The sequence below is a fragment of the Dysgonomonas sp. HDW5B genome, from assembly GCF_011299335.1.
In the GTDB taxonomy this organism is placed as follows: domain Bacteria; phylum Bacteroidota; class Bacteroidia; order Bacteroidales; family Dysgonomonadaceae; genus Dysgonomonas_A.
Genome location: NZ_CP049858.1, coordinates 3,574,360 through 3,599,035 on the forward strand (window position 1 = coordinate 3,574,360; position 24,676 = coordinate 3,599,035).

The 24,676-nt window shown below is 37.0% G+C and carries 19 protein-coding genes; 17 read left to right on the plus strand and 2 right to left on the minus strand.

Annotated features, from left to right (window positions below):
• Positions 1 to 197: 197 nt before the first annotated feature.
• From G7051_RS14780 to G7051_RS14815, 8 genes are all read left to right on the plus strand, one after another.
• Positions 198 to 3,587: a TonB-dependent receptor gene (locus G7051_RS14780; protein WP_166201440.1), complete on the plus strand. Its 3,390-nt coding sequence runs from the start codon at positions 198 to 200 to the stop codon at positions 3,585 to 3,587.
• Between the two features lie 12 nt (positions 3,588 to 3,599).
• Positions 3,600 to 5,117 (plus strand): RagB/SusD family nutrient uptake outer membrane protein, encoded by a 1,518-nt coding sequence (locus tag G7051_RS14785; protein WP_166201442.1) that lies wholly within the window; start codon positions 3,600 to 3,602, stop codon positions 5,115 to 5,117.
• Between the two features lie 183 nt (positions 5,118 to 5,300).
• Complete coding sequence (locus G7051_RS14790) at positions 5,301 to 8,234, plus strand: GH92 family glycosyl hydrolase (RefSeq protein WP_370523001.1); 2,934 nt, start codon at positions 5,301 to 5,303, stop codon at positions 8,232 to 8,234.
• A gap of 167 nt (positions 8,235 to 8,401) precedes the next feature.
• The gene (locus tag G7051_RS14795; RefSeq protein ID WP_166201446.1) at positions 8,402 to 9,253 is read left to right on the plus strand and encodes an endonuclease/exonuclease/phosphatase family protein; all 852 of its coding nucleotides are present in this window, start codon (positions 8,402 to 8,404) and stop codon (positions 9,251 to 9,253) included.
• A gap of 47 nt (positions 9,254 to 9,300) precedes the next feature.
• A complete protein-coding gene (locus tag G7051_RS14800; protein WP_166201448.1) occupies positions 9,301 to 11,268 on the plus strand; it encodes an alkaline phosphatase in 1,968 nt (655 codons plus the stop codon).
• Between the two features lie 96 nt (positions 11,269 to 11,364).
• Entirely contained in the window at positions 11,365 to 12,831 is a 1,467-nt protein-coding gene (locus tag G7051_RS14805) for a PA14 domain-containing protein (protein ID WP_166201450.1), read from the plus strand.
• A 320-nt stretch (positions 12,832 to 13,151) separates the two neighbouring features.
• Positions 13,152 to 14,729 (plus strand): trehalase family glycosidase, encoded by a 1,578-nt coding sequence (locus G7051_RS14810; protein WP_255493384.1) that lies wholly within the window; start codon positions 13,152 to 13,154, stop codon positions 14,727 to 14,729.
• A gap of 21 nt (positions 14,730 to 14,750) precedes the next feature.
• A complete protein-coding gene (locus G7051_RS14815) occupies positions 14,751 to 15,578 on the plus strand; it encodes an ROK family protein (RefSeq protein ID WP_166201452.1) in 828 nt (275 codons plus the stop codon).
• Positions 15,579 to 15,638: 60 nt separating this feature from the next.
• Here the strand turns inward: G7051_RS14815 and G7051_RS14820 are convergent, their stop codons facing one another.
• A complete protein-coding gene (locus G7051_RS14820; RefSeq protein ID WP_166201454.1) occupies positions 15,639 to 16,526 on the minus strand; it encodes an AraC family transcriptional regulator in 888 nt (295 codons plus the stop codon).
• A gap of 180 nt (positions 16,527 to 16,706) precedes the next feature.
• Here G7051_RS14820 and G7051_RS14825 point away from each other — a divergent pair, with 180 nt between their 5' ends.
• From G7051_RS14825 to G7051_RS14855, 7 genes are all read left to right on the plus strand, one after another.
• On the plus strand, positions 16,707 to 17,135 hold the full coding sequence (locus tag G7051_RS14825; RefSeq protein WP_166201456.1) for a co-chaperone YbbN: 429 nt from the start codon (positions 16,707 to 16,709) through the stop codon (positions 17,133 to 17,135).
• A gap of 26 nt (positions 17,136 to 17,161) precedes the next feature.
• Complete coding sequence (locus G7051_RS14830) at positions 17,162 to 18,139, plus strand: UDP-3-O-acyl-N-acetylglucosamine deacetylase (RefSeq protein WP_166201458.1); 978 nt, start codon at positions 17,162 to 17,164, stop codon at positions 18,137 to 18,139.
• 18 nt (positions 18,140 to 18,157) lie between these two features.
• Positions 18,158 to 18,370 (plus strand): hypothetical protein, encoded by a 213-nt coding sequence (locus G7051_RS14835; RefSeq protein WP_166116654.1) that lies wholly within the window; start codon positions 18,158 to 18,160, stop codon positions 18,368 to 18,370.
• Between the two features lie 163 nt (positions 18,371 to 18,533).
• Positions 18,534 to 19,877, plus strand: coding sequence for a DEAD/DEAH box helicase (locus G7051_RS14840; RefSeq protein ID WP_166116656.1), 1,344 nt, complete (start codon positions 18,534 to 18,536; stop codon positions 19,875 to 19,877).
• 41 nt (positions 19,878 to 19,918) lie between these two features.
• Positions 19,919 to 20,401, plus strand: coding sequence for a hypothetical protein (locus G7051_RS14845; protein ID WP_166201460.1), 483 nt, complete (start codon positions 19,919 to 19,921; stop codon positions 20,399 to 20,401).
• Positions 20,402 to 20,463: 62 nt separating this feature from the next.
• Positions 20,464 to 20,640: a histone H1 gene (locus tag G7051_RS14850; RefSeq protein WP_050708179.1), complete on the plus strand. Its 177-nt coding sequence runs from the start codon at positions 20,464 to 20,466 to the stop codon at positions 20,638 to 20,640.
• 135 nt (positions 20,641 to 20,775) lie between these two features.
• Positions 20,776 to 22,719 (plus strand): heavy metal translocating P-type ATPase, encoded by a 1,944-nt coding sequence (locus G7051_RS14855; RefSeq protein ID WP_166201462.1) that lies wholly within the window; start codon positions 20,776 to 20,778, stop codon positions 22,717 to 22,719.
• A gap of 54 nt (positions 22,720 to 22,773) precedes the next feature.
• Here G7051_RS14855 and G7051_RS14860 read toward each other — a convergent pair whose 3' ends face one another.
• Positions 22,774 to 23,292 (minus strand): hypothetical protein, encoded by a 519-nt coding sequence (locus G7051_RS14860; RefSeq protein ID WP_166201464.1) that lies wholly within the window; start codon positions 23,290 to 23,292, stop codon positions 22,774 to 22,776.
• A gap of 289 nt (positions 23,293 to 23,581) precedes the next feature.
• Between G7051_RS14860 and G7051_RS14865 the strand changes: the two genes are divergently transcribed.
• Complete coding sequence (locus G7051_RS14865; RefSeq protein ID WP_166201466.1) at positions 23,582 to 23,863, plus strand: GlsB/YeaQ/YmgE family stress response membrane protein; 282 nt, start codon at positions 23,582 to 23,584, stop codon at positions 23,861 to 23,863.
• A 313-nt stretch (positions 23,864 to 24,176) separates the two neighbouring features.
• The gene (locus G7051_RS14870) at positions 24,177 to 24,614 is read left to right on the plus strand and encodes a MarR family winged helix-turn-helix transcriptional regulator (protein ID WP_166201468.1); all 438 of its coding nucleotides are present in this window, start codon (positions 24,177 to 24,179) and stop codon (positions 24,612 to 24,614) included.
• Positions 24,615 to 24,676 lie beyond the last annotated feature (62 nt).

The window sequence follows — 24,676 nt, forward strand, 5'->3', positions numbered from 1 at the left end:
AGTCATCAGACCTTAAATCTTATTGACATTAAATGAAAATAAACATTAAACAGGACGTAACCGACCTGTAACATGAGTTGTTTTCCTTTGAAGTGCATTATAAAATATTAATCAAACAAATTAAGTATGTGTACATCAGTCATTAAACAAAATGAAAACCGAACGTTATTTTTAATTGAAATAATTAACCTAGAGCCATGAAGAAGAAAAAAGAATTTTTAGGAAAGAGATACCGCTATCTCTTGTTAGCCGGGTTGTGTTTATCATCATTCACCATTCAGGCGAAGCAGAATAAATCTATCTCATTAAACAAACCCCAATCGACTATTCGTGAGGTGTTGAATGAAATAGAGCAAAAAACTGCTTACAGTTTCGTGTATAATGACCGGATTGTAGATGCAAATAAAATTGTATCTGTAAAAGCAACCGATAAACCGGTATCGGATATTCTGGACGAAGTGTTTGAAAATTCAAATGTTTCTTACACCATAGTAGATAATCAGATTGTACTTTCTGTTGCTAATAAAGCAAGAGAATTACAACAAGATGACAAAAGGATCGTGAAAGGAACCTTAAAAGATGCTCAAGGGCTAGGATTACCCGGTGTGAGTGTTATTGTAAAAGGTAAAACTACAGGTACTGTAACCGATTTAGATGGAAACTATTCAATAGAAGTACCCGACAATGCAACTCTTATATTTACTTATATCGGATATTTACCTCAGGAAGTAAAAGTAGGAAGTAAACAAGATGTAAATGTTGTATTGAAAGAAGACAACAAGGCTTTGGATGAAGTGGTAGTAGTGGGTTATACTACTCAGAAAAAAGCTGACCTGACAGGTGCTGTATCATCAGTAAAGATGTCTAATCTGGAAGATATGGCTAATGTAGATATCAACAGTGCTTTGCAAGGACGTATGTCGGGGGTTACCGTATTACAAAGTAGTGGTGCTCCGGGTGCAGGTACATCTATCCGTATTCGTGGTATGGGTACATTTGGCAACAACGATCCTTTGTATATCATCGATGGTATGCCGGCTGATAATATGAATGATGTGAATCCTAACGATATAGAGCGTATTGACGTACTGAAAGATGCTGCTTCGGCTGCTATTTACGGTTCGCGTGCTGCCAATGGGGTTGTAATTATTCAAACCAAAAAAGGTAGTAAATCGGACAGGGTAAATGTTACTTTCAATACATTTCAGGGATTTTCGACTCCACAACGTAAAATCGATTTGTTGAATGCTCAGCAACGGAATATGATTCATCTCGAAGCATACGAAAACGATTTGAACGGAGCTGCACCAAGCGATAAGGTTAAAGAAAAAATGGCTTATTATAAAAGCCCTTTTGCTCAGGATACAAGAACTAACTGGCAAGACGAAGTATTTACAAACTCGGCTTATCAAGGAAACTATGACCTGTCGGTAGCAGGTGGATCCGAAAAAATGAAATATAATATTATGGGTGGGCATCTTACCCAAGATGGTATATTGAAAGGAACCAGCTTTAAGCGTACCACTTTCCGTGTGAATACAGAAACTGATATCACCAAGAATCTGAAATTCGGAGAGAACCTGATGATTACGCATTCTAAACAAAATATTGTTCCCGATATGTCGGCTTCGGGTGCTATCATTTCGGCATTACGTGCAGACCCTTCTGTACCTGTATATGACGAAAATGGCAACTTAAGCGGAAGTGGTCAATTAGGAGCTGATATCCAGAATCCTGTGGGGATTATCAATAGAGCTGACCGTGTAAGAACCAGAGACCGTATTTTTGGTAACGTATATGCTCAATATAGTATACTTGAAAACCTGACTCTTAAAACTGACTTTGGATATGATTGGTCTAAATGGCAGGACAAATGGTTTAACGCACGTGTACCCGAAGCAGGTCGTGCATCTAATACCAATGAGTTAACTCAAAGAGACTGGCAAAGTACAAGATGGATCAATACAACTACTTTGAAATACGATAAAACAATCGGAAAGAGTAAATTTATGGTTCTGGGCGGATATTCGTATGAAGAATTTGATATGAATTACACCAATGCCCGTGGTACCGATTTTATTTCTGAAGATCCTTCACAACGTTATTTAAGTTCTGCTACCAATATTGCATGGATGCAAGGCGGACGCGAACAGTGGGCACTTCAATCGTATTTTGCCCGTTTAGACTATTCATTTGCTGACAGATACCTGTTATCGGTGAACTTCCGTGGCGATGGTTCATCTAAGTTTGCAAAAGCTAATCGTTGGGGATATTTCCCATCTATATCAGGAGGATGGCGTATTTCGGAAGAACAGTTCTTCGATCCGTTGAGAAATTCGGCAATACAAAATCTTAAAATACGTGCAAGTTGGGGTAAATTGGGTAACCAAAATATCTTTAGTAACTATCCAACCAAGGTAATCATTCAAAATACAACAGACGACGATGGTTATAATGTAGTATTTGGTCAGAATGAGACTGCTACGATAGGACGTTACGAAGCATCTTTGGCAAATCCGAATCTTAAATGGGAGGTAACTACTCAAACTAACGTTGGTTTGGATGTATCGTTCTTGAATCATTTTGATTTTACATTCGATTATTACAATAAAAATGCGACAGATGTATTGATTCAGGTTCCTGCTCCTTCGTTGGCTGGTATTACACAAGATCCCTGGCAAAATGCAGCAGAAGTTCAGAATACAGGTATGGATATGAACTTGTCGTACAATACAAAGATTAAAGATTTGCAGTTAAATGCATATGGTAACTTTAGTACAGTTCGAAACAAAGTTCGTTCGTTGGGAACTGGAAGCAGCTCTTTCTTTACCAGTTCGTACAGAGGTACTAATATTTCGAGAACTGTTGCCGGAGAGCCAATTGCACACTTCTACGGTTATAAAACAGGTGGAATATTCAAGAGTGAAGAGGAAATCCAAAATTACAAAAACAGCGAAGGTGTGCTTTATCAACCTAATGCTAAACCCGGTGACCTTAAGTTCATAGATGTAAACGGTGATGGCAAAGTGGATGGTAATGACAGAACCAATATCGGTAGTGGATTCCCTAAATTTACATATGGTTTCGGAACAGATATGACTTACAAAGGTTTCGATTTGAGCCTCTTCTTCCAAGGAGTATCCGGATATAAGATTTTTAATGCGTTGAAGTATGAAGGCATGTTTGTAGATCCAAGATACAATCAATATGCTGATATAATGAACCGTTATCATGCTGTGAACAACCCTAACGGGTCGTTGCCCCGAGTAACTATTGAAGATAAAAACTCGAATCAAAGAATGTCCGACTACTATGTAGATAAAGGAGATTATTTGAGATTGAAAGTACTTACAGTAGGATATACTCTTGATAAAAATCTGGTAAGAAAAATTGGTATGCAAAACGTAAGGTTGTATGTGACCATGCAAAACCTGTTTACTATTACCAGTTATAAAGGCTATGATCCTGATTTAGGAGAAGCATATGCCGATGATGTGGATGTGAGCGGGGTGTCTGAAGTAGGTGTAGACCGTGGACAATTCCCTCAACCAAAAACATTCATTATGGGTCTTAATATTAACTTCTAACAAATGAATATCATGAAACTATATAAAATATTATTTATTATACCATTATTCCTGCTCGCATCTTGTGATTTGGATAGAGAACCTTTCGGGGTATCTAACTTCTGGAATAACGAAGCTGATGCATGGTTGGGCTTAAATGCCGCTTATGAACCATTTTATAATGAAGAAGGATTTGGACGTGGTCATTTCTGGGCAGGACCTGCCAGTGACGATATGGTTATTAACCGTAATAAAAACGATGACGATCAGTTGACTAAATTTATTGCTACATCGAATGCTTCGGGTGGGCAGTTCAGCAACTGGCAGTTAATGTATCGTACTATCCGCCGTGCCAATGATGTAATGGCGAATGTTCCCAATATTACCATGTCGGATAAAAGCCGTGACTTGATTTTAGGTGAAGCTAATTTTTTATGTGCATACACTTATTTCTATCTGGCTAAAAGATATGGAGGATTACCATTTTACGATTGGAAAAAACCTTTGGAAATAAATAAACCGAGGGAAACAAAAACCGAAACGTATATACGTATCGAAGCTTATCTTAAAGAGGCTATCAGCCATTTCGAGGCTCAGGGAGCATGGACAAGAGAAAAAGATGATTTGGGAAGACCTAACTTAGGTGCAGCCTATGGATTATTGGCTAAAGTATACGCTCATTGGGGTAAATATGCGGAAGCTAAAGCAGCAGCCGAAAAGGTTATTAATTCGGGTAAGTATTCTTTGGATAAAACAGGTAATAACGGATATGCCCATTTGTTTTCTTTAGCAGGAGAAAAACACGATGAGGTTCTTTTCAATCTGGTAAATAAACCGATCAGGAATCAAGGAACGGTAACTTCTGTGATTCTTCTTTCGGGAACATTATCCGGAGGTACAGGATGGTATTATTTTGCTCCTACAAAGAGCTTGTATGATGCTTTCCAAGCAGGTGATTTACGTCGCAGAGTAACTTTGGCAGGAGAAGGCGATGAGGTTCATTTCTTAGGTAAAACTACAGTTTTGACTTCAACAATGATTCGCGATATGACTACCGGATACATGGGTACAAAATATAGTGCAGCTTATAACGAACTTACATCGTGGAACTGGGAAACAGGAGCCGATGTGCCTTTGTTACGTTATTCGGATGTATTGTTAATACATGCCGAGGCCGAAATATTCTTAGCCGGAGGCGGTCCTGCCAACAGAACTAAGGGAGTCCCTGCCGCAGCATCTTCATTTAACGAAGTACGTGTTCGTGCTTTCGGTGGCGATGTAACCAAAGCTATTGCAGCCCCTACATTTAATGATTTGGTAAGAGAACGTCGTTGCGAATTGGCTTATGAGGACGAGCGCCACTATGACTTAGTTCGTTGGGGATTGGCTAAAGAAGTGTATGCAGCAGCAACTACCGTAACAGATCCAAGAGGTCCCCGATCTTTTGATCCGGTGAAGAATGCACATTTCCCTATCCCTCAAAAAGAGATTGAGAATACAGATTATTTATTGGTGAATAATCCAAAACCGGGGTATTCAACTTTTGAATAATAAAGATTATATATCTTAAGATAGAAGTTTACGGAGGAAGCAATTCCTCCGAAACTTTTAATCTGAGAGCCGATCTTTACTCAGTAAGTCACAGAAAATACTTAATATCACGTTCAAAGTGTATAACTGATTATATATGTTATACTTGAATGGATAATAAAAAGGTCTGAGACCTTAATATATATTGACATGAAAAAACTAATAATTTCTATATTCTCTGCGTTGCTGTTAGTGGGATGTTCTTCGTCTCCTAAAAGCCCGATTGACTATGTAGACCCTTTTATAGGAACAGGGTTTCACGGACATACCTATCCGGGGGCAACCGTACCTTATGGTGCTGTGCAATTAAGTCCCGATACTCGTAATGAAGGATGGGATGCCGCATCCGGCTATCATTATAGCGACAGTACTATTCTGGGATTTTCCCATACACATTTAAGTGGTACAGGATGTTCCGATCTGGCAGATATTCTATTTCATCCTACTACACAAGAATTAAAACTGAAACCCGAAGGGTATATTTTCGATCCTCTTCCATTCTCGCATAAGGACGAAAAAGCTTCACCGGGATATTATTCCGTTGATTTTAAAACCGAAGGTATAAAAGCCGAACTAACAGCTACTACATATACAGGTGTTCACAGATACACTTTTGCAAAAAATAAAAACATGTCGATAGTTATCGATATGGCACACCTTATAACAGATGAGGTAATTGATTCTTTAATAATAAAGAAAACTGCTCCGAATGAAATAACAGGAATGCGAAGAACTCAGGGATGGGTTCCCAATCAATATGTGTTTTTTGTAGCTCAGTTTTCTAAAGATTTTGAGGGTGTTGATATTGTAGATGACGGAGTAATACTGGCTGCCGATGCTGACCCTCAAACCAATAATGTACAAGCCGTTTTAAAATTCGGAACATCTACAGGCGAACCAATCATTGCTAAAGTAGGTATATCTATTATCAGTCTTGAAAATGCCAGAGAAAACCTTTTGAATGATGTAAAGGATTTCGATTTTGATAATGTACATCAACAAGCCAGAACACTTTGGACAGAAGCTCTTTCGGATATTGTTGTAGAAGGAGGTTCGGAACATGATTTGAAGAATTTCTATACAGCACAATATCACGCTAAAATTGTACCTAATATTGTAAGCGATGTAAATGGTCAATACCGCAGACATGATATGACCATCGGTCAATTGGAAAAAGGAAAAAAACATTATTCCACTTTTTCTATTTGGGATACATTCCGCGCATGGAATCCATTGGTAACATTCACCGATAGTAAATTGGTCTCGGATATGATTACTTCTTATCTCGATATGTACGATGCTTCGGGCGAATTACCTATCTGGCCACTTTCGGCAGGCGAAACAGGTACGATGATCGGTTATCATTCGGCTTCGGTTATTGCCGATGCTTATATGAAAGGCATCCGTGATTTTGATGTAGAGAAAGCTTTCGAAGCTATGAAAGTGTCGTCTAATATCAATAAAAAAGGATCGGATTATTATGTGAAATACGGGTTTATACCTTCCAATATTAAGAAAGAATCCGTATCATGTCTTTTGGAATATGCTTATGACGATTGGGCAATTGCTCAAATGGCAAAAGGTTTAGGTCGTGAAGACGATTACAAAGAATATTCGGAACGTGCTTTATCATACATCAATGTATTTGACGGACATACCAAGTTTTTCAGAGGAAAACGTATGGATGGAAATTGGGATAGCCCTTTCAATCCATTCGAACCCGGACGTGCATATACAGAAGCTACTGCATGGCAATACAGGTTCTTTGTTCCTCACGATGTGAATGGTTTGATTCAGTTATTCGGAGGAGAGGAATCTTTTACGGCACAATTGGATAGTTTGTTTGTCGTAGAGTCGAAATTAGATGGTAATATGGTCGATATTACCGGCTTGATAGGTCAGTACGCACATGGAAACGAACCTAGCCACCACATGGCATATTTGTATAATTATGTGGGGCAACCTTGGAAAACACAGGAAATGACACGCAGTATTCTTACCGAAATGTATCAGCCAACACCCGAAGGAATCAGCGGAAATGAAGATTGCGGTCAAATGTCGGCTTGGTATATATTGAGTAGCTTGGGACTATATGCCGTATGTCCAGGATCTAATGAACTTGTTCTGACGACTCCTTTATTCGAAAAGGCAACCATCAAATTGGCCAATGGAAAGACATTAGTTATCAAAGCAAATGATCCTCAAAAGAATGTATATATAGATAAGGTTAGCTTAAATGGAAAAGCGATTGATAAAAACTTTGTTACTTATCAACAATTATTAGAAGGTGGAGAACTGGACTTTACATTAACCAACACTCCAAACAAAGATCGTGGAATAGGCGGCGATGCTTATCCTTACTCGTTAACCAAAGGGCTGGTAGTGTCAATACCCTTTACTACCAAAGATTTAGATTTGTTCTTAGATGATATAGAAGTCGATTTGGCTTCTGCCACTCAAGGTGCTAAGATATATTACACGCTCGATGGCTCGGAACCTACCGAAGCTTCGATGTTATATACGTCTCCTGTCAAGCTAACAGCTTCGACTTTGATTAAAGCAAAAGCTTTCAAAGAGAATTATACGCCAAGCAGAACATTCACTATCAATGCCACAAAAGCTGTATTGGCTAACCCTAAGATTGCTCAGGCAAAAATGAACGGAACGAATTTCCGTTATTACGAAGGACTTTATAAGATTGTAGGTGATATCGAAAAATCGCCTCTAAAAGAATCGGGAATAATGCCCGAACCATCTATTAAGGGTGCAAAACAAGCAGATCATTTTGCATATATATTCTCTGGGTTGATTTCTATACCCGAAGATGGGGTATATGAGTTTATGACTCGCTCCGATGATGGTAGTGTCTTGTATATCAATGATCTGAAAGTGGTTGATAACGATGGTTCACACGGAGCTATTTCGGCAACGGGAAGGATTGCTTTGAAAAAAGGTTTCCATCCGTATCGCTTATTATATTTTGAAGATTACGAAGGAGAAGAATTGAGTTGGGGTTGGAGAGTGCCCGGATCGGACAAGTTTGTTCCGATACCTGCCTTGAATTTATTTACAAATTGAGGCTCCTGTAGATACGGGCAGATAATCTTCTGCCCTGTATCTGCAAATAAATCCTATTTACCTGAAATAAGTTCGCAGAACTATTTATTGCTTTGGCAAACATAACAGCGACAGTATGTTATGCTTTTGAAATGTACCATTAATTATTTTCTTTTACTTTAAAAAATATGAAAAATTTAATTTATATACTATTGGCAAGCTTGCTGATGTCGTGTGGAAGCAAACCACTCGAATTGAATGTGATGTCTTATAATATTCGTTACGATAATCCCGAAGATAGTCTGAATAACTGGCAATACAGAAAAGATGTTGCAGCAAAAATAATCCAAACAAAAGATATTGATATAGTGGGGACTCAGGAAGTATTACACAATCAATTAGTTGATTTACAGGAACGTTTGCCCGAATACGCAGCCATAGGTGTAGGGCGTCAGGATGGTATAGAGAAGGGCGAATACAGTGCCTTATTTTATAAAAAAGATCGTTTTTCCGAAGTATCATCAGGATATTTCTGGTTAAGTGAAACACCTGAAGTGGCAGGATCAATAGGATGGGATGGTGCTTGTGAGCGTATAGCTACATGGGCTATTTTGAAAGATAAACAAACAGGAAAAGAAGTATTTGCAATAAATACCCACTTGGATCATGTCGGTAAAATTGCACGTCAAGAGGGTGTAACTTTATTACTTACTAAAGCTGCCGAATTAAGCAGAGGATTACCTATTATAATGACAGGCGATTTTAATGCTACTCCCGACTCGGATGTGATTAAGCATATAACCAATACGTCATTGAAAGAGCATTTGACCAATGCTAAAACAATTGCAAAAGCATTTTCGGGTACTGAATGGACATTCCACGATTTCGGAAAAATTCCTGTTGAAAACCGAGATTACATCGATTATATATTTGTAAGCAATACTATTGAAACCGATAAATTTGAAGTACTTCCCGAAAAACTGGATGAGGTATTTTTATCGGATCATGTTCCTGTTGTAGCTAAAATAAAAATAAAATAAAGAGTATGGGTGAATGCAAATTAGCCCTACAAAATAAAAAAGATAAGATGAAAAAAAGATATATAGGTGCGTTTCTTTCATTAGTATTGTTGGGAGCGGGTTTTCCTGCAACAACATTCGCACAAAAGGACATTTTTATACATTCGCATAACGATTATCAGCGTAGAGTACCTTTTTATCAGGCATACGCACAACAATTGTCGTCGGTAGAAGCGGATATTTTTCTGAGTAAGGATAACCAATTACTTGTAGCTCACGATTTACATGAATTACCGACAGCTTCTACTTTAGATGAATTATATATCAATCCATTGGTACATTTATTCAAACAAAATGGAGGAAAGCCATGGAAAGATTCGGATAAGAAACTGCAATTGTTGATAGAGCTGAAAACCCCTGCTACACCAACACTCGATATGGTGGTGCAAAACTTGAATGCACATCCCGAGGTATTTAATCCTGCGGTAAATCCTTATGCAGTACAGATAGTTATTACAGGTGAATTTGTTCCTAAGCCTGCCGATTTTTCTAAATATCCTACTTATATTCAGTTCGATGGATTGTTGGATGAAAAATATACTCCCGAACAATTGGCAAGAGTCGCTTATATAAGTGTTCCTTTCTTCGAATATGCGCAATGGAATGGAAAGGGAACATTGGTAACAGATCAGAAGAAGAAAGTAGAAGCAGTTATCGACCAGATTCATGCCATGGGTAAACCGATTCGTTTTTGGGGAACTCCCGATCATGTAACAGCTTGGAATACTTTTCATACGATGGGGGTTGATATTATAAATACCGATGTACCCGAACTTTGTGCTGATTTTTTCCACAACTTCGATGATAAGAATTTTGTGATTTCTCCCGACCATGCCAATGCACATGAGGGAATTACCAAAACTGATCGTTTGGACAAGACTACAGCAGGTTTTCAAGGGTTTGATAATAAGAAGCTTCAATTGTCGAAAGGCGTTGAAATATATCAACCTACTTATCTGAATGATGGGGTTCGCAAACCTGTCAAGAATATTATATTTTTGATTGGCGATGGTATGGGATTGGCTCAAATCAATGCAGCTGCAAGTGTAAATAAGGGTCTGTCGTTATTTGGATTTAAATATCTTGGTCTACAAAAGAACAGCTCGAAAGATGCTTTTACAACCGATTCGGCAGCAGGTGGAAGTGCTTTAGCAACAGGCGAATCGAATAATAACCGTCATATTTCAATGGCTGATGATGGTACTATTTACCCATCTATGAGCGATGTGGCTACATCGAAAGGAATGAAAGCCGGAGTAGTTACGTGGGGAAATATTGCAGATGCAACTCCTGCCGCTTTCTACGGACATTCTACCGAGCGTGATAATGCGGATGAAATAACCGAATGGCTGCTAAAAGGCAATCTTACATTGTTAAATGGTAGCGGAATGCATATCCTTACAGATAGAAAGGATAAACGCGATTTGACTGACGAATTGAAATCTCAATATAATATCACAACTTCTATAGATGAAATCAATAGTAAAAGCGGTAAAGTCATTTGTATTGATGAGCGTATGGAGCAAGCTGCTACTGCGGAGACGATCGGATTATTGGCAGAGGCAACTAAAGAATCTATCAAGAAACTGAGCGAGAATAATAAGAACGGATTCTTTCTGATGGTTGAAGGTGCAAAGATTGATTATGCAGGTCATGCCAATTCTTTACCCGGATCGGTTGTCGAGATGTTGAGTTTCGATATGGCAATAGCAGAAGCAATGAAATTTGCTGACAGCAACGGCGAAACGCTTATTGTGGTAACTGCCGATCACGAGACAGGAGGTTTAACTTTAGTAGATGGGGATCTCGAAACTGGTAAAATTACGGCTCGTTATATGACTGACGATCATACACCTATTATGCTTCCTGTATTTGCTTATGGTCCCGGTTCTGCCGATTTTATCGGGGTATATAAAAATACGCAGGTATTTCATAAAATGAAAGCTCTTTTGGATGCCAACAAACAAAAGAAGTAAGGTCTCAGACCTTCTTATGGCTTTGGTAAGCAAAATAAACAAAGTCTGTTATAAACTCAAAAGTATATCATTAAATACTTTCTTTTACTTAAGTATATGAAAAAGCATACAATTTTATTCCTGTTACTCTTTTTGAGTTTCGGTTCGATGTCTTCTTTTTCGAAAGAAAATATCAAGTTCCGATTCAATAAAGCAGGACAATTTAAGATTGCCCAGTTTACAGATATTCATTGGAATAATACTTCTCCCAATTGTGCTAAAACCATAGAAACTATTAAAGCAGTATTGGAGGCCGAAAAACCCGATTTAGCTGTACTTACGGGTGATGTGGTGAGCGACCCTCCGATTCATGAAGGCTGGCTGGCTGTCGCTAAAATATTCGAAGAAACCAAGACTCCTTGGACGGTTGTATTGGGAAATCATGATTCGGAAGAAGGGCGTGGATTTACCCGTTGTCAGATATTCGATATCATCGAAGGAATGCCCTACTATGTTGGAGAGAAAGGTTTGCCGATGACAGGCTGTGGCAATTATGTAATTCCTGTAATGGCATCCAAGGGTGATAAAACTGCTGCTGTATTGTATCATATAGATTCGAATGATTACCCTGAAAATGACAAATTGGGTCATTACGATTGGATACATTTCGATCAAATTAGTTGGTACAGGCATCTGAGCGATACCTATACTTCTAAAAACAACAATAAACGAGTACCTTCATTGGCTTTTTTCCACATTCCATTGATTGAGTACAATAATATTGTGGGAAAGCCAACAACAGTAGGAACTAAGGACGAAGGTGTTGCTGCTGCTGATATCAACTCGGGAATGTTTGCTTCTTTGGTTGAACAGCAAGATGTAATGGGCGTATTTGTTGGACATGACCACGATAACGACTATATTGGTATCGAAAAGAATATAGCTTTGGTGTTTGGTCGTACATCGGGTGCGGATGCTTACGGAAAACTCGAAAGAGGGGGGCGTATTATCGTCATGTATGAGGATCAATTTAAGTTTGATACATGGATTAGAACTCCCAAAGGAACCGAATTGTATTATTACTACCCTTCGGGTATATCTTCTGTAGATGAGCAAAGTATGAGCTTTTTACCTGCAAAGGATGTAAAACCGACAAAACAAGGTGTAGGATATAGGTACTACGAAGGCAAATTTAAGTCGGTGGATGATATTGTTTCTCAAAAGCCTTTGAAAGAGGGTGTATTGACAAACTTTTCTATAGAATCTGCTCCAGTAGAAGATTATTTTGCTTTCGGCTTTAAAAGCTATATCAAAATACCCGAAAGGGGAGTTTATCGTTTTTATACCAATTCGGATGATGGTTCGAAACTGTATATTGACGGACAACTAGTGGTTGATAATGATGGTTCTCACAGTTTAAAACGTGTAGACGGAAAAGTGGCTCTCGAGGCAGGATTTCACGAAATAGAAGTTCGTTATCTCGAAAATTATATGGGACAAGCTTTGGAAGTAGGTATTTCGAGTCGAAATATTTTAGAGAAGCCTATACCGGATAGTATGTTGTTCCTGCTATCAGATAAATAGAACAGCAAAAATAAAGATTGTATTGTTTTATCTATTTGTAAAAGAGTTTAATATGGTATTAAAGGTGACAGAAAACAGAAGAAGAAATAGAACAGGTCAAAAAAGTGTTACTTTTGTCACTTTTGTCACCTTTTTGAGCTTTTGTTTCTGATAAACAGTGTTTTATGTGGGTGACACGAAATAATACTTTTGTAACCTTTATTGTCACTTTATTGATTACTTTTTGTCACTTATGAGAACTGTAGATTTAAGATCTTAATTTGAGAAAATATAAATAACTTATGAAAAAAATATCTTTTGCATTTATGATTTTCGGGTTGATGTTTCTACTTCCTAGGCCTTTGTCGGCTCAGGAAAGCGAAGAAACGCCTCCGAAGTATAATATGCCTTATAAAAATACCTATGTAAAAGAGGCTTTGGTTGCCGAAAATGAATATAGGATTTCAAAACCTAAAATTACAATACCCAAGAGCTTTGAGGAGGCAAAAAATATTCTCCCCAATCCTATTTGGCAGGGGCATGATAAGGAGATAGAAATGTATTGGAAAGCATGGCAAATAGCTATAGGAAACATCAGACAACCCGATGAGGGTTCAGGCTTCGTTGCTAGTTATTTAGACGTAGCTTATAATGGTAATATCTTTATGTGGGATGCATCGTTTATGATGATGTTTGCCCGATATGGCTATCGTTTCTTCCCGTTCCAAAATACATTGGATAATTTCTATGCAAAACAGCACCCTGATGGATTTATCTGCCGTGAAATAAAGGCAGATGGAGCAGACTGTTTCGAACGGTACGACCCTGTAAGCACAGGTCCTAATCTCTTGCCCTGGGCTGAGATACAATACTACAAACAATACGGAGATACAGATCGTTTGAATAAGATATTTCCGGCATTGTGTGCTTATAACAAATGGTTGAGACTCAACCGTACATGGCCAAACGGAACCTATTGGTCGAGCGGGTGGGGTACAGGAATGGATAATATGCCTCGTGTTCAATCGCAATATAGCATGATTTTTAGTCACGGACATATGGTGTGGCTGGATGCTTGCCTGCAACAAATATTAGTAGATAATATTCTTCTCGAAATGGGATTTTATCTGGAACGCTGGCAGGAGATTGAAGATTTGGAGGATGAGATCAAAATGCTTACCAAGTACATTCAAGACAATATGTGGGACGAAAAAACAGGCTTTTTGTACGATCAATATGCTGATGGAAGCCTTTCTACTACCAAAGGTATTATGGCTTATTGGGCATTGCAAACCGATGTTTTACAGAAACCGCAATTAGACCGATTGGTGAAAGAACTGGATAACCCAAAAACATTTAACCGTCCGCACAGAGTGCCTTCTTTATCGGCAGATAATCCTAAATACAATGCCAAAGGACGATATTGGCAGGGAGGTGTTTGGCCGGGTACTAACTACATGGTTATAACAGGGCTTGATAAGAAAGATTATCGTAAAGAGGCTCACGAGATAGCTGTAAATCATTACAACAATATTTTTGAAGTATATAAAAAGACAGGAACTTTTTGGGAGTATTATTCTCCTGAAACGGCAGATCAGGGCTTTATGGCTCGTAAAGATTTTGTTGGTTGGACAGGTTTACCTCCCATTGCTGTATTTATAGAATTTATATTGGGTATCCGTTCCGATTTCTCTACTCATTCTATTGTTTGGGATGTAAATCAATTGGAAGCTCACGGAATCGAAAGATATCCGTTTGGACCCGAGGGTGTTGTTTCTTTCAAAGTAAATAAACGAAACTCGGCTGATGAAACCCCTGTTATCATGATTGATTCGAATATAGCTTTCGAAATGACTGTATATTGGGGCAAAGACAAGTCTAAGAAAATCAGCATTAAAGAAGGTAAGCAAACGATCTAATCAAACCAGAAATAATACGCCATGAAAATAGGAATAGATTTAGGAGGCACAAATATTCGTATAGGAGTTGTTGACCAAGGTGTGATTATACAAAAAATATCCGAACCGTGCAGAGCCGATAAATCGGAAAAAGAGGTGCTGGATCATTTAATCAATATGATTCATCAGGTGTTCAATCCTGCTGTAACAAGTATAGGTATTGGAGTACCATCGGTGGTGGATGTCAAAAAAGGTATAGTTTATAATGTAACTCATATCCCTTCGTGGAAAGAAGTTCATTTGAAAGATATTCTGGAAAAAGAATTTCAAGTTCCTGTTGCTGTTAACAACGATTGTAATTGTTTTGCTCAAGGAGAGGTATCTTATGGCGAAGGAGTCGAGTTCGAAGATATTGTATGTGTAGCATTAGGTACAGGTGTCGGTGCAGGAATTATCTTTAACAATAAATTGTATAACGGAGCCAATACCGGAGCCGGTGAAGTGGGTGAACTACTTTATCTGGAGCATAATTATGAATATTATTGTTGCAGTCATTTCTTTGTGAGAGAACATCATATAACGGGTAAAGAGGCTTACGAAAGAGCTTGCCTGAAAGATCCGGTGGCATTACAGATATGGGACGAATTTGGTTCTCATGTCGGTAATCTGATGAAAGCTATCTTGTTTACATACGATCCTCAGGCTATTATATTGGGAGGCAGTATTTCGAAATCATTCGAATTCTTTTCTCCTAAAATGTACGAAATATTGAGTACTTTCCCTTACCCCGAAACCATTTCAAAGTTAAAAATAACATGCTCTAAGAAAGACGATATAGCTCTATTGGGAGCATCCGATCTAATGATTTGATACTTAGTGAGAACACATATGTTGAAGGGGTAATTATAGGATATATAATTACTCCTTTTTTTATCTGCATTCCCGGTATTGGATGGGAGTCATTCCTACTCTTTTTCTGAAAAAGCTTCCAAAAAAAGATGGATTGGCAAAGTTTAACTCCTCCGAAATCTGGAGGATAGTCATGTTGGACGTTTTTAGTAAAGCTTTAGCCGCCATAATAACCATTTCATCAATCCATTGTAAAATAGGCTTCCCTGTCACGTCTTTAATAACCTTCGATAAGTATTTAGGTGTCAGAAACATTTTATCTGCATAAAAGGTTACACTTCTTTCTTGTTTGTGATATTTAAAAAGCAATTCAACAAATTGTGTAATAAGCTCTTCCTGTCTCGATTTAGTTCGAGGACTTTCAACCAATTTCGAATTATGATACAATTGCATTACTTCACATATAAGCGTATAAAGGAGGCTTTTAGCAATCTTCTCACGATATAGGTGATCTGTCTTCCTATACTGTTTTACAATGAAAGAATGAAACTCAAGAAGGCTTTGAGTTTCTTCTTCGGTAATTTTCAAACATGGCATTTGCCCCATCTTTTCGGGAATATCTATATCCATCGTTAATTTGAGGTCTGCAATGAAATCGAATGTGAAAAATAGAAACTCAATAGAAAGGTCATCGCTCTCGGATATTAGTTCTATAATATAGCCGGGTATGATCGATATTAATGTGTTTGCTGTAACCTCGTATTCCTGTAGATTAATCTTTATACGTGAATTTCCTTTGGTACAAATGGCAAATGTAATCCCTTCAACAATATGAGGATAGTGGAGATCTAAATGGTGTTCTTGAACATTCACACTTTTGTCTGATACTATAAAATTTTTGATTGTAGAGGGTGAATTCTGTATTGAAGCTTCATCAAAAGATATCTTCCCGTACTTCTCATTAGCCATATTTTGGTATATTGATATTGTTTATACAAATATAGTTCATTAGAAGAACGAAATTATATAAAAAGCGATATTTTGAACATAATTGGCGATTTATTGAGTTCAGAGCATTCATTTAATTAGTTGATCTTTGTAGAAGGAATTAGAGTTATCGCGTATTTGGTTATTAAATAAGAGAAATCAATGAGTAAAATTAGTCTTAAAACATGGCATTTCCTCTTGGTATTTGCCATTTTAGGAATTTCGTCTACTATAATATGGAGCAACGAATTAGAGAAAAATCCAGTGACTGGTCGGAACTCTTCATTAGTAGAACTCAATGACCGGATGTTTTCAGATAGTGTAGTTACAGATACTTGTATTGTGCTTTTTTATACTAAATCGGATGTCTGTTATAAAATGGAACAGAATTTGAATCAATTTAATAATGTTTCTGAAGGGCATACTCGATTTTTCAAGTTGAATATAGAAGATTATCCGGGGGAGTATGGTAAATACGATATATCGGGTACGCCTACTACAATAATATTTAAAGACGGTCAGGAAATTGATAGAATTATGGGAATTGTACCGGTATCTAATTTACTGATGCTCTACAAAAGAAGTATATAAAAATGTAACAAAAAGATTATATTGTTATGACTAAACAAAGAACTTTAAAACAAAGCTTTTCTTTAGAAGGAAAGGGATTACATACAGGAATTAACGGGCGTATAACTTTTAATCCGGCTCCCGATAATCACGGCTATAAAATAAGGCGAACCGATTTAGACGGGCAACCTATTATAAATGCTTTAGCCGAAAATGTAATATCTACCGATAGAGGTACTGTGTTAGCTAAGAATGGGGCTCAGGTAGGCACTGTAGAGCATGCTTTGGCTGCTTTGTATGCTTCGGAGATAGACAATTGTTTGATTGATATAGATGCTCCCGAATTTCCCATCTTAGATGGAAGTTCTACTCTTTTTGTACGGAAAATAAAAGAAGTAGGAGCTACTATACAACAGACCGATAGAGTATATGTGAGCTTTCCACGTAAAAAAATAAAGGTGGTGGATGAATTGACAGGAGCATCGATGCTTTTATTGCCTGATGATCATTTTAATATCGAGAGTAATATTTCTTTTGATTCTATGCTACTAAAACGTCAAAGTGCTAAACTGGACGATTTGTCGGATTTCACGAAGAATTTTGCTTCGTCCCGCACTTTTGTTTTCGTAAAAGAAGTTGAATATCTCTTGCGTAATAATCTGATAAAAGGAGGCGATTTAGATAATGCAATAATTATTTATGATAAATTGATGCCTCAGGAGGAACTTGATCAGCTGGCTGATAGGATGTCTGTAAAAAGAAAAGATGCAAGCAAGTTAGGATATATGATGAATAAGCCTTTGTTGTATGCTAATGAGCCTGCACGCCATAAATTATTGGATATTATTGGAGATATTGCCTTGGTCGGATATTTTATAAAAGGGAAAATTGTAGCCAATTGCCCCGGTCATCGTATTAATAATACGTTTGCACGAGCTATCCGCAAACAGTTAAACGTGAGTACCGAAGCCGATATGAATATTCAACAGGTGAAGCCAAGTCATTTTTATTGGAATTGCCCGTAAGTAAGACTTTAGATTGAAATGAAAGATATATTATTGTTTATTCGCCATAATAGCAGGGCGTTAATTGGTGTAGTTGTTGGTACTATTTTAGGATATTTACATTGGTATTATTTTGCCTGTTATTGGGGAACTTACCCTTTATCAGCCGAGTGCTGGATAAATTGTGCCTATGGTGGAGTGATTGGCGGATTTGTCATGTGTTTATTGAATGAAACTAAACATATAAGATAAGTATAGCTTTTTTTAGTTGCATTTTATTTCAGTAGGGGTGAGTAGGGATATTCGCTCCTATTTTTATGATTGTGTATCTATATTTTCTTATCTTAACAGGAAAAAGCATAGGGTTTTAAGATTTAAACATAAAAAACACGACACATTAGTTTATCTTTGTTGTATGAATACCGAAAATAAAACAACTACAATATTATCGAATCTGGGTATTGAAACCCTGAATGAGATGCAGATTGCTGCTAAGGCTGCTATATTAAGCTCGAGTAGTAATACTATACTGCTGTCGCCCACAGGATCGGGTAAGACGGTCGCTTTTTTATTGCCTGTTTTGGAATTGCTCAAAGAGGATGTAAAAACAGTGCAGGCATTGATTATTGTTCCTTCTCGTGAACTTGCTATCCAGATTGAGCAGGTATGGAAAAAAATGGGTACAGGTTACAAAATAAATGTGTGCTATGGAGGTCACTCCATAGATACAGAATTGCGTAATCTCAGCAATCCTCCCGCTCTACTTATCGGGACACCGGGCAGGCTAAAAGATCATCTGGAGAGAGAATCGTTTACAACGGAAGCAATTCATACACTTGTTCTGGATGAGTTCGATAAATCGCTCCAAATGGGGTTTCAAGACGAAATGAGTTATATCATTGGTCAATTACCTAATCTGGAAAAGCGAATTCTGACTTCGGCAACATCTGATGTCGAGATTCCCGAATTTACGCAAGTAATATCGCCCAAAGTATTAGATTATACCAAAGAGGAATCGAATGACGGGCTATCGGTAAGACTTGTTATTTCGCCCGAAAAGGATAAAATAGAAACGCTGTTTCAATTGATCTGTGCCTTTAAATCGGAGCCTGCTCTGATTTTCTGTAACCACCGTGAAGTCGCCGAACGTATAAGCAATATGCTGACGGAAAAAGGTATACAAACAGGTTATTATCATGGCGGAATGGATCAGGATGATCGGGAAAGAATACTTATTCAATTCCGTAATTACAGTTTGCGTTATTTAGTTACTACCGATTTGGCAGCCCGAGGATTGGATATTCCTGAAATGAAACATGTAGTTCACTATCATCTTCCTGCAAAGGAAACCGAATTTATGCACCGCAATGGTCGTACGGCTCGTATGCATGCTCAAGGTACTGCATATATTTTGTTGCATAAGGATGAAAAAACTCCTGATTACATACCTACACATATTAAAGTATTTAGCGTACAGGCGGGAAAACCCTTGCCGGATCGCCCCGAATTTCAGACTATCTATGTGAGTGGAGGTAAAAAGAATAAGCTGAATAAGAGTGATATTGTAGGTTTCTTTTTACAAAAAGGAAAACTTGATAAAGACGACTTGGGATTAATAGAAGTGAAAGATTTTATTTCGTTTGTGGCTGTCCGTTCATCTAAAGTGAAGGAGCTTTTAGCAATTGTCAGGGATGAAAAAATGAAAGGCAAGAAATACAAGATAGAAGTTGCCCGAAATGTAATAAAGAAAGAGGATTAAAAACGATCTGTAAATTGAATTTCTGTAAATCACTTAAAACAATGAAAAAATATTTGAGGCATTTATTTATTTACATATTCGTTTTGGGAAGTATATTGACTTCGTGTAATTCGAAAAAATCAGAACAATCAGTACCTGCTCCTGCCGGTATTTCGGAGTTGGCTATTGAAGATAGTCTTAAAATATCTATTGATGTTTCGAAAATAGATTCTATGGTTCGTCTCTTCGATAGTGGTGCTACAAAAGCAATAACGAACGATGATTGTATATTATTAGGTGATATGTTGTCTACTGTTCAATATGATACCGTATTCAATAATCGCGATATTATGATAAAGATGCAAGCACCCGAATATACTGTTATTCTTTATAATAAAGGCAAAACGCTGGAGGAGAATGACTGGTTGATGGTCTGGAAAGAAAACGGCAGAACTAAATATAAGAACAAGTGGTATTATCTGGCGGAAGATAAAAAGGATATTGTATATAATTTACTTGACAAATACAAAGAAAATTCGAATTAAAAAAATTTCGAATTTATATTGTTTCTATTACCTTTGCCCGAATTAAAAAAATAAATATGATTATGAAAGAATTATTAGACAACTTGAACGCACTAATCGCAGAATTTACTAAAGACGCAGGACAACAAGCTGAAAGCGGAAATAAAGCTGCAGGAACACGTGCAAGAAAAGCTTCATTAGCTATTGAAAAATCTCTGAAAGAGTTTCGTAAAATCTCTATTGAAGAGTCTAAGAAATAAGAAGAGAACAAAAGAGGTGCTGAAAAGTACCTCTTTCTTTTTTTTGGTGTGAATCAATGCCCATTAAATATTTGCAACCTAGTTGCGGATATTAAGCCTTAATTTTGTTGTCAGATAAATAAAATGATAAACAAAATGGCAAATATAATCCAACCGACACATTCTGAAGATCATTGCTGCGGATCCCATTCGCATGGAAACGGCGAAAGTGTAGCAGCTTGGAAAAGATATACCCCCGCAATCTTTAGCTTCCTTTTACTTCTTACAGGAATCTTTCTCGATAATTTAAGTTCAATAAGTTTCTTCTCTGGATATTTACGTTTGGCATGGTATATTATTGCTTATATCCCTGTCGGATTTCCTGTCATAAAAGAAGCATATGGAGCTATAAAAGAATTTGATTTTTTCAATGAATTTACATTGATGGTTATTGCTACTCTGGGTGCTTTCTTTATAGGAGAATATCCCGAAGGTGTAGCAGTTATGTTATTCTACTCAGTAGGTGAGTTGTTTCAGGAATCAGCTGTAAATAAAGCTAAAAGCAATATTAAAGCCTTATTGGATATTCGTCCTGATAAAGCAAATGTATTAAGGTCAGGTACTTTTCAGGCAGTTTCTCCTGAAACAGTTGCCATAGGAGAGATTATTCAGGTAAAAGCTGGTGAAAAGATTCCTTTAGATGGAGTTCTATTGTCTGAAGCCGGTAGTTTCAATACTTCCGCTTTAACAGGAGAGAGTAAACCTAAAACTATACGTGAGGGTGAAAAGATATTGGCCGGTATGCTTAATCTCGATAAGGTAATTGAAATAAAAGTAGAGAAAAAATATGCAGATAGTTCGCTTGCTAAAATATTGGAAATGGTGCAAGATGCCACTTCCCGTAAAGCCAAAACCGAATTGTTGATCCGTAAATTTGCACGGATATACACACCTATTGTTTTCTTTCTGGCATTAGCTATAACTGTGATACCGTATTTTGTGGTTAGTAATTATGTTTTCGACGACTGGTTATATCGTGCTCTTGTCTTTCTTGTAATCTCTTGTCCTTGTGCCTTGGTAATCTCTATTCCTTTGGGATATTTCGGTGGAATAGGTGCCGCTTCACGTCATGGTATTTTATTTAAAGGAGCCAATTATATGGATTTAATGACTTCTGTAAATACTTTGGTGATGGATAAAACAGGAACTTTGACTAAAGGAGTATTTAAAGTACAGCGTATTGTTTGTCCTGCATACGATCCGATTGAGTTTATAGGGATAGTTGCGGCTGTAGAAAAACTTTCTACCCATCCAATAGCAAAAGCAATAGTAGAGCATAGTGTCGTAAATGGAAAATCGAGTATTTGCCAAGCAAAAGATGTAAAAGAAATTGCAGGATATGGGCTTCAGGGTTATGTTGATGGTAAAAAGGTTATCATTGGAAACTCTAAAATGATGCGTAAGTATGGAATCGAATACGATACTAATATTGATTCCATTATCGAATCTGTCGTGATAATTGCTCTTGATAATCGATATGCCGGTTATATAACTATTGCTGATGAGCTTAAGGAAGACTCTCTTTTGGCAATTTCAGAAATGCATAAGCAGGGGATTAAAACAATTATGTTGAGTGGTGATAAATCATCGATTACTCAAAAAATAGCAGCAGAGCTAGGTGTGGATAGTGCCTACGGCGATCTTTTGCCCGAAGATAAAGTGAGACATGTTGAGCAGTTGAAGAGCGATAAAGCAAATATTGTAGCTTTTGTAGGTGATGGTATAAACGATGCACCCGTTTTAGCTCTAAGCGATATTGGGATAGCAATGGGAGGTATGGGATCGGATGCTGCAATAGAGGTTGCTGACGTAGTAATACAGACTGATCATCCCTCTAAGATAACTACAGCACTGCGTATTGCAAAATCAACAAAACAGATCGTAATTCAAAATATTATATTGGCTTTTGGAATTAAGCTTGTGGTATTGTCATTTGGTGCTGTGGGAGTAGCTACCATGTGGGAGGCTGTCTTTGCTGATGTGGGTGTTGCTTTATTGGCAATATTGAATGCTATGCGTATCTTAAGGAAGAATTTTTAAAATAGCAGCGGGATGAAATCAATCATCCCGCTGCTGTTTTATGTAGAATCTATTTTAGAGATTGTTATTCTCTGACTTTTTTCTTTTTCTTATTTCAGTTAATGAAATATTGGCTTCATCTTTTATGAGATCTATTTCGAGTGCTGTCTTTTCTATGATTAATTGAGCTTTTTCAACAACAAGCAGTGCATGTTGTCTGATTAAGTCAATTTGTTTTTCGCTTTCTATTTTAAGCCTGTCAAATTCATCTTCAATTTCCTGCCTTTTCTTTTTATTGTTTTTGTCCATGAAAAATCCGGCTATAGTGACTAGTATGGTCAATCCGGCAATTATAAGACCGAATACATCTATAATTTTAGCCAGACGTCCTTGAGTTTCTTCTAAACGCTTGTCTTGCTCTATCATTTTGATGTCGGCCTTGTCTTTCTCATTTTTTAGCTCTTTCAGCTTTTCATCCAATTCCTTTTTTTGAAGTTCTAGTTTTAAGTCGACTTCCGTTTGGCTATATGTATTTTGTGCGTAAGCTGTTATGCTTAATGTGAAAAGGATTAATATTAGTATCTTTTTTGTCATAATTTGTTGTGTTATATAGTTTGAACTTATTTCAAAATTAATACTTTTTTTATTATTTATCATCAGCCTTTCTTTTTAATTCATTTGTTGGATGATTTATGATTTGCTATGTATTGTGTCTTTTTAGGTATAATCTAAAAGTAAATTACAGAAATTTCTTTCTTCTGAGCCTGAGAATCTTATGTTATTCTTATCAATTTTAACTATTTCGAAGTAAACAAAATAAATGAGAACTATGTTATACCTTTTGTAAAAGCTAAATAACGAAGAGACATAATATAAAAATAAAATGGAAACAGGGTTCGACGTCATAGGATCAATAACGATAGGTATTCTCATCGGATTTATAGCCAATAAGCTTCCCAAAAAGAACAAACTGGGTTTATTTACCAGTTTCGCTATTGGTATGGTAGGTGCTTTAAGCGGGTCATTCATACTTAATTTATGTAGGTTAGACTATGATTCATTAACTTCTACTGTTCTTATTGGTTATGCTACTTCGGCAATCGTTGCAGCTATTTTCCTGTATACGGCATTTAGGGTAAACAAGAAACAACAACAACAAAGTTGAGAGTACAAATCTTTTGCTAGTGAAAAATAAAGCCATACATATTTCACGCTGTATTTAGTTTAGTTATTCAATTTCTTTTCTTTTATTTTACTCAATATTGAGGGTGCGTAATTCAAAATCTTGATTGCGCACTTTTTCGTTTTCAATCTTTCTTTATATATCCTTATTTTTAATATGTCTTAGTCTTACCTTATAAATAGCATATATATTCTTATAGATACAATCATTGTTTAGTTTACAATCTTTAACTAGAAATATTTTAAATTAGATTGCGTACAATATAATTTCGTAAAACCGAAATGGATGTATTATTATGACAGATTATTTAAAACTCGAAAATCAATTGTGTTTTCCTATCTATGCTTTAGCTAGGCAGATGGCAGCTTTATACAGGCCTTATCTGGAAAAAATGGGGTTAACTTATCCCCAATATCTGGTTATGTTGGTTCTGTGGGAGCATAAGTCGGCTAGCGTAAAATGTATAGGAGAACTACTTTGGCTTGATAGTGGAACATTAACGCCATTATTAAAAAGGATGGAAGCTAACGGGTTGCTTTCGAGAAAACGATCTTGTATAGATGAAAGAGTAGTAGATATTATACTCTCCGATAAGGGGGAAAGCCTTAAAGAGCAGGCACAGGATATTCCTCTACATCTGAAAGAACAACTCGAAACTAATGATGAACAATTGACAACATTGCGTGATCAATTGAAGAAGATATTATTGACCACTACAAAATGTAAGCTATAGTGCTTTTTTGATTATCGGTAAAATACTCTATACACATAGTTCAAAAAATGTAAATTATATAT

Coding starts and splice junctions, on each gene's coding strand:
- G7051_RS14780 (WP_166201440.1), top strand. CDS start 198: ATGAAGAAGAAAAAAGAATTTTTAGGAAAGAGATACCGCTATCTCTTG.
- G7051_RS14785 (WP_166201442.1), top strand. CDS start 3,600: ATGAAACTATATAAAATATTATTTATTATACCATTATTCCTGCTCGCA.
- G7051_RS14795 (WP_166201446.1), top strand. CDS start 8,402: ATGAAAAATTTAATTTATATACTATTGGCAAGCTTGCTGATGTCGTGT.
- G7051_RS14800 (WP_166201448.1), top strand. CDS start 9,301: ATGAAAAAAAGATATATAGGTGCGTTTCTTTCATTAGTATTGTTGGGA.
- G7051_RS14805 (WP_166201450.1), top strand. CDS start 11,365: ATGAAAAAGCATACAATTTTATTCCTGTTACTCTTTTTGAGTTTCGGT.
- G7051_RS14810 (WP_255493384.1), top strand. CDS start 13,152: ATGTTTCTACTTCCTAGGCCTTTGTCGGCTCAGGAAAGCGAAGAAACG.
- G7051_RS14815 (WP_166201452.1), top strand. CDS start 14,751: ATGAAAATAGGAATAGATTTAGGAGGCACAAATATTCGTATAGGAGTT.
- G7051_RS14820 (WP_166201454.1), bottom strand. CDS start 16,526: ATGGCTAATGAGAAGTACGGGAAGATATCTTTTGATGAAGCTTCAATA.
- G7051_RS14825 (WP_166201456.1), top strand. CDS start 16,707: ATGAGTAAAATTAGTCTTAAAACATGGCATTTCCTCTTGGTATTTGCC.
- G7051_RS14830 (WP_166201458.1), top strand. CDS start 17,162: ATGACTAAACAAAGAACTTTAAAACAAAGCTTTTCTTTAGAAGGAAAG.
- G7051_RS14835 (WP_166116654.1), top strand. CDS start 18,158: ATGAAAGATATATTATTGTTTATTCGCCATAATAGCAGGGCGTTAATT.
- G7051_RS14840 (WP_166116656.1), top strand. CDS start 18,534: ATGAATACCGAAAATAAAACAACTACAATATTATCGAATCTGGGTATT.
- G7051_RS14845 (WP_166201460.1), top strand. CDS start 19,919: ATGAAAAAATATTTGAGGCATTTATTTATTTACATATTCGTTTTGGGA.
- G7051_RS14850 (WP_050708179.1), top strand. CDS start 20,464: ATGAAAGAATTATTAGACAACTTGAACGCACTAATCGCAGAATTTACT.
- G7051_RS14855 (WP_166201462.1), top strand. CDS start 20,776: ATGGCAAATATAATCCAACCGACACATTCTGAAGATCATTGCTGCGGA.
- G7051_RS14860 (WP_166201464.1), bottom strand. CDS start 23,292: ATGACAAAAAAGATACTAATATTAATCCTTTTCACATTAAGCATAACA.
- G7051_RS14865 (WP_166201466.1), top strand. CDS start 23,582: ATGGAAACAGGGTTCGACGTCATAGGATCAATAACGATAGGTATTCTC.
- G7051_RS14870 (WP_166201468.1), top strand. CDS start 24,177: ATGACAGATTATTTAAAACTCGAAAATCAATTGTGTTTTCCTATCTAT.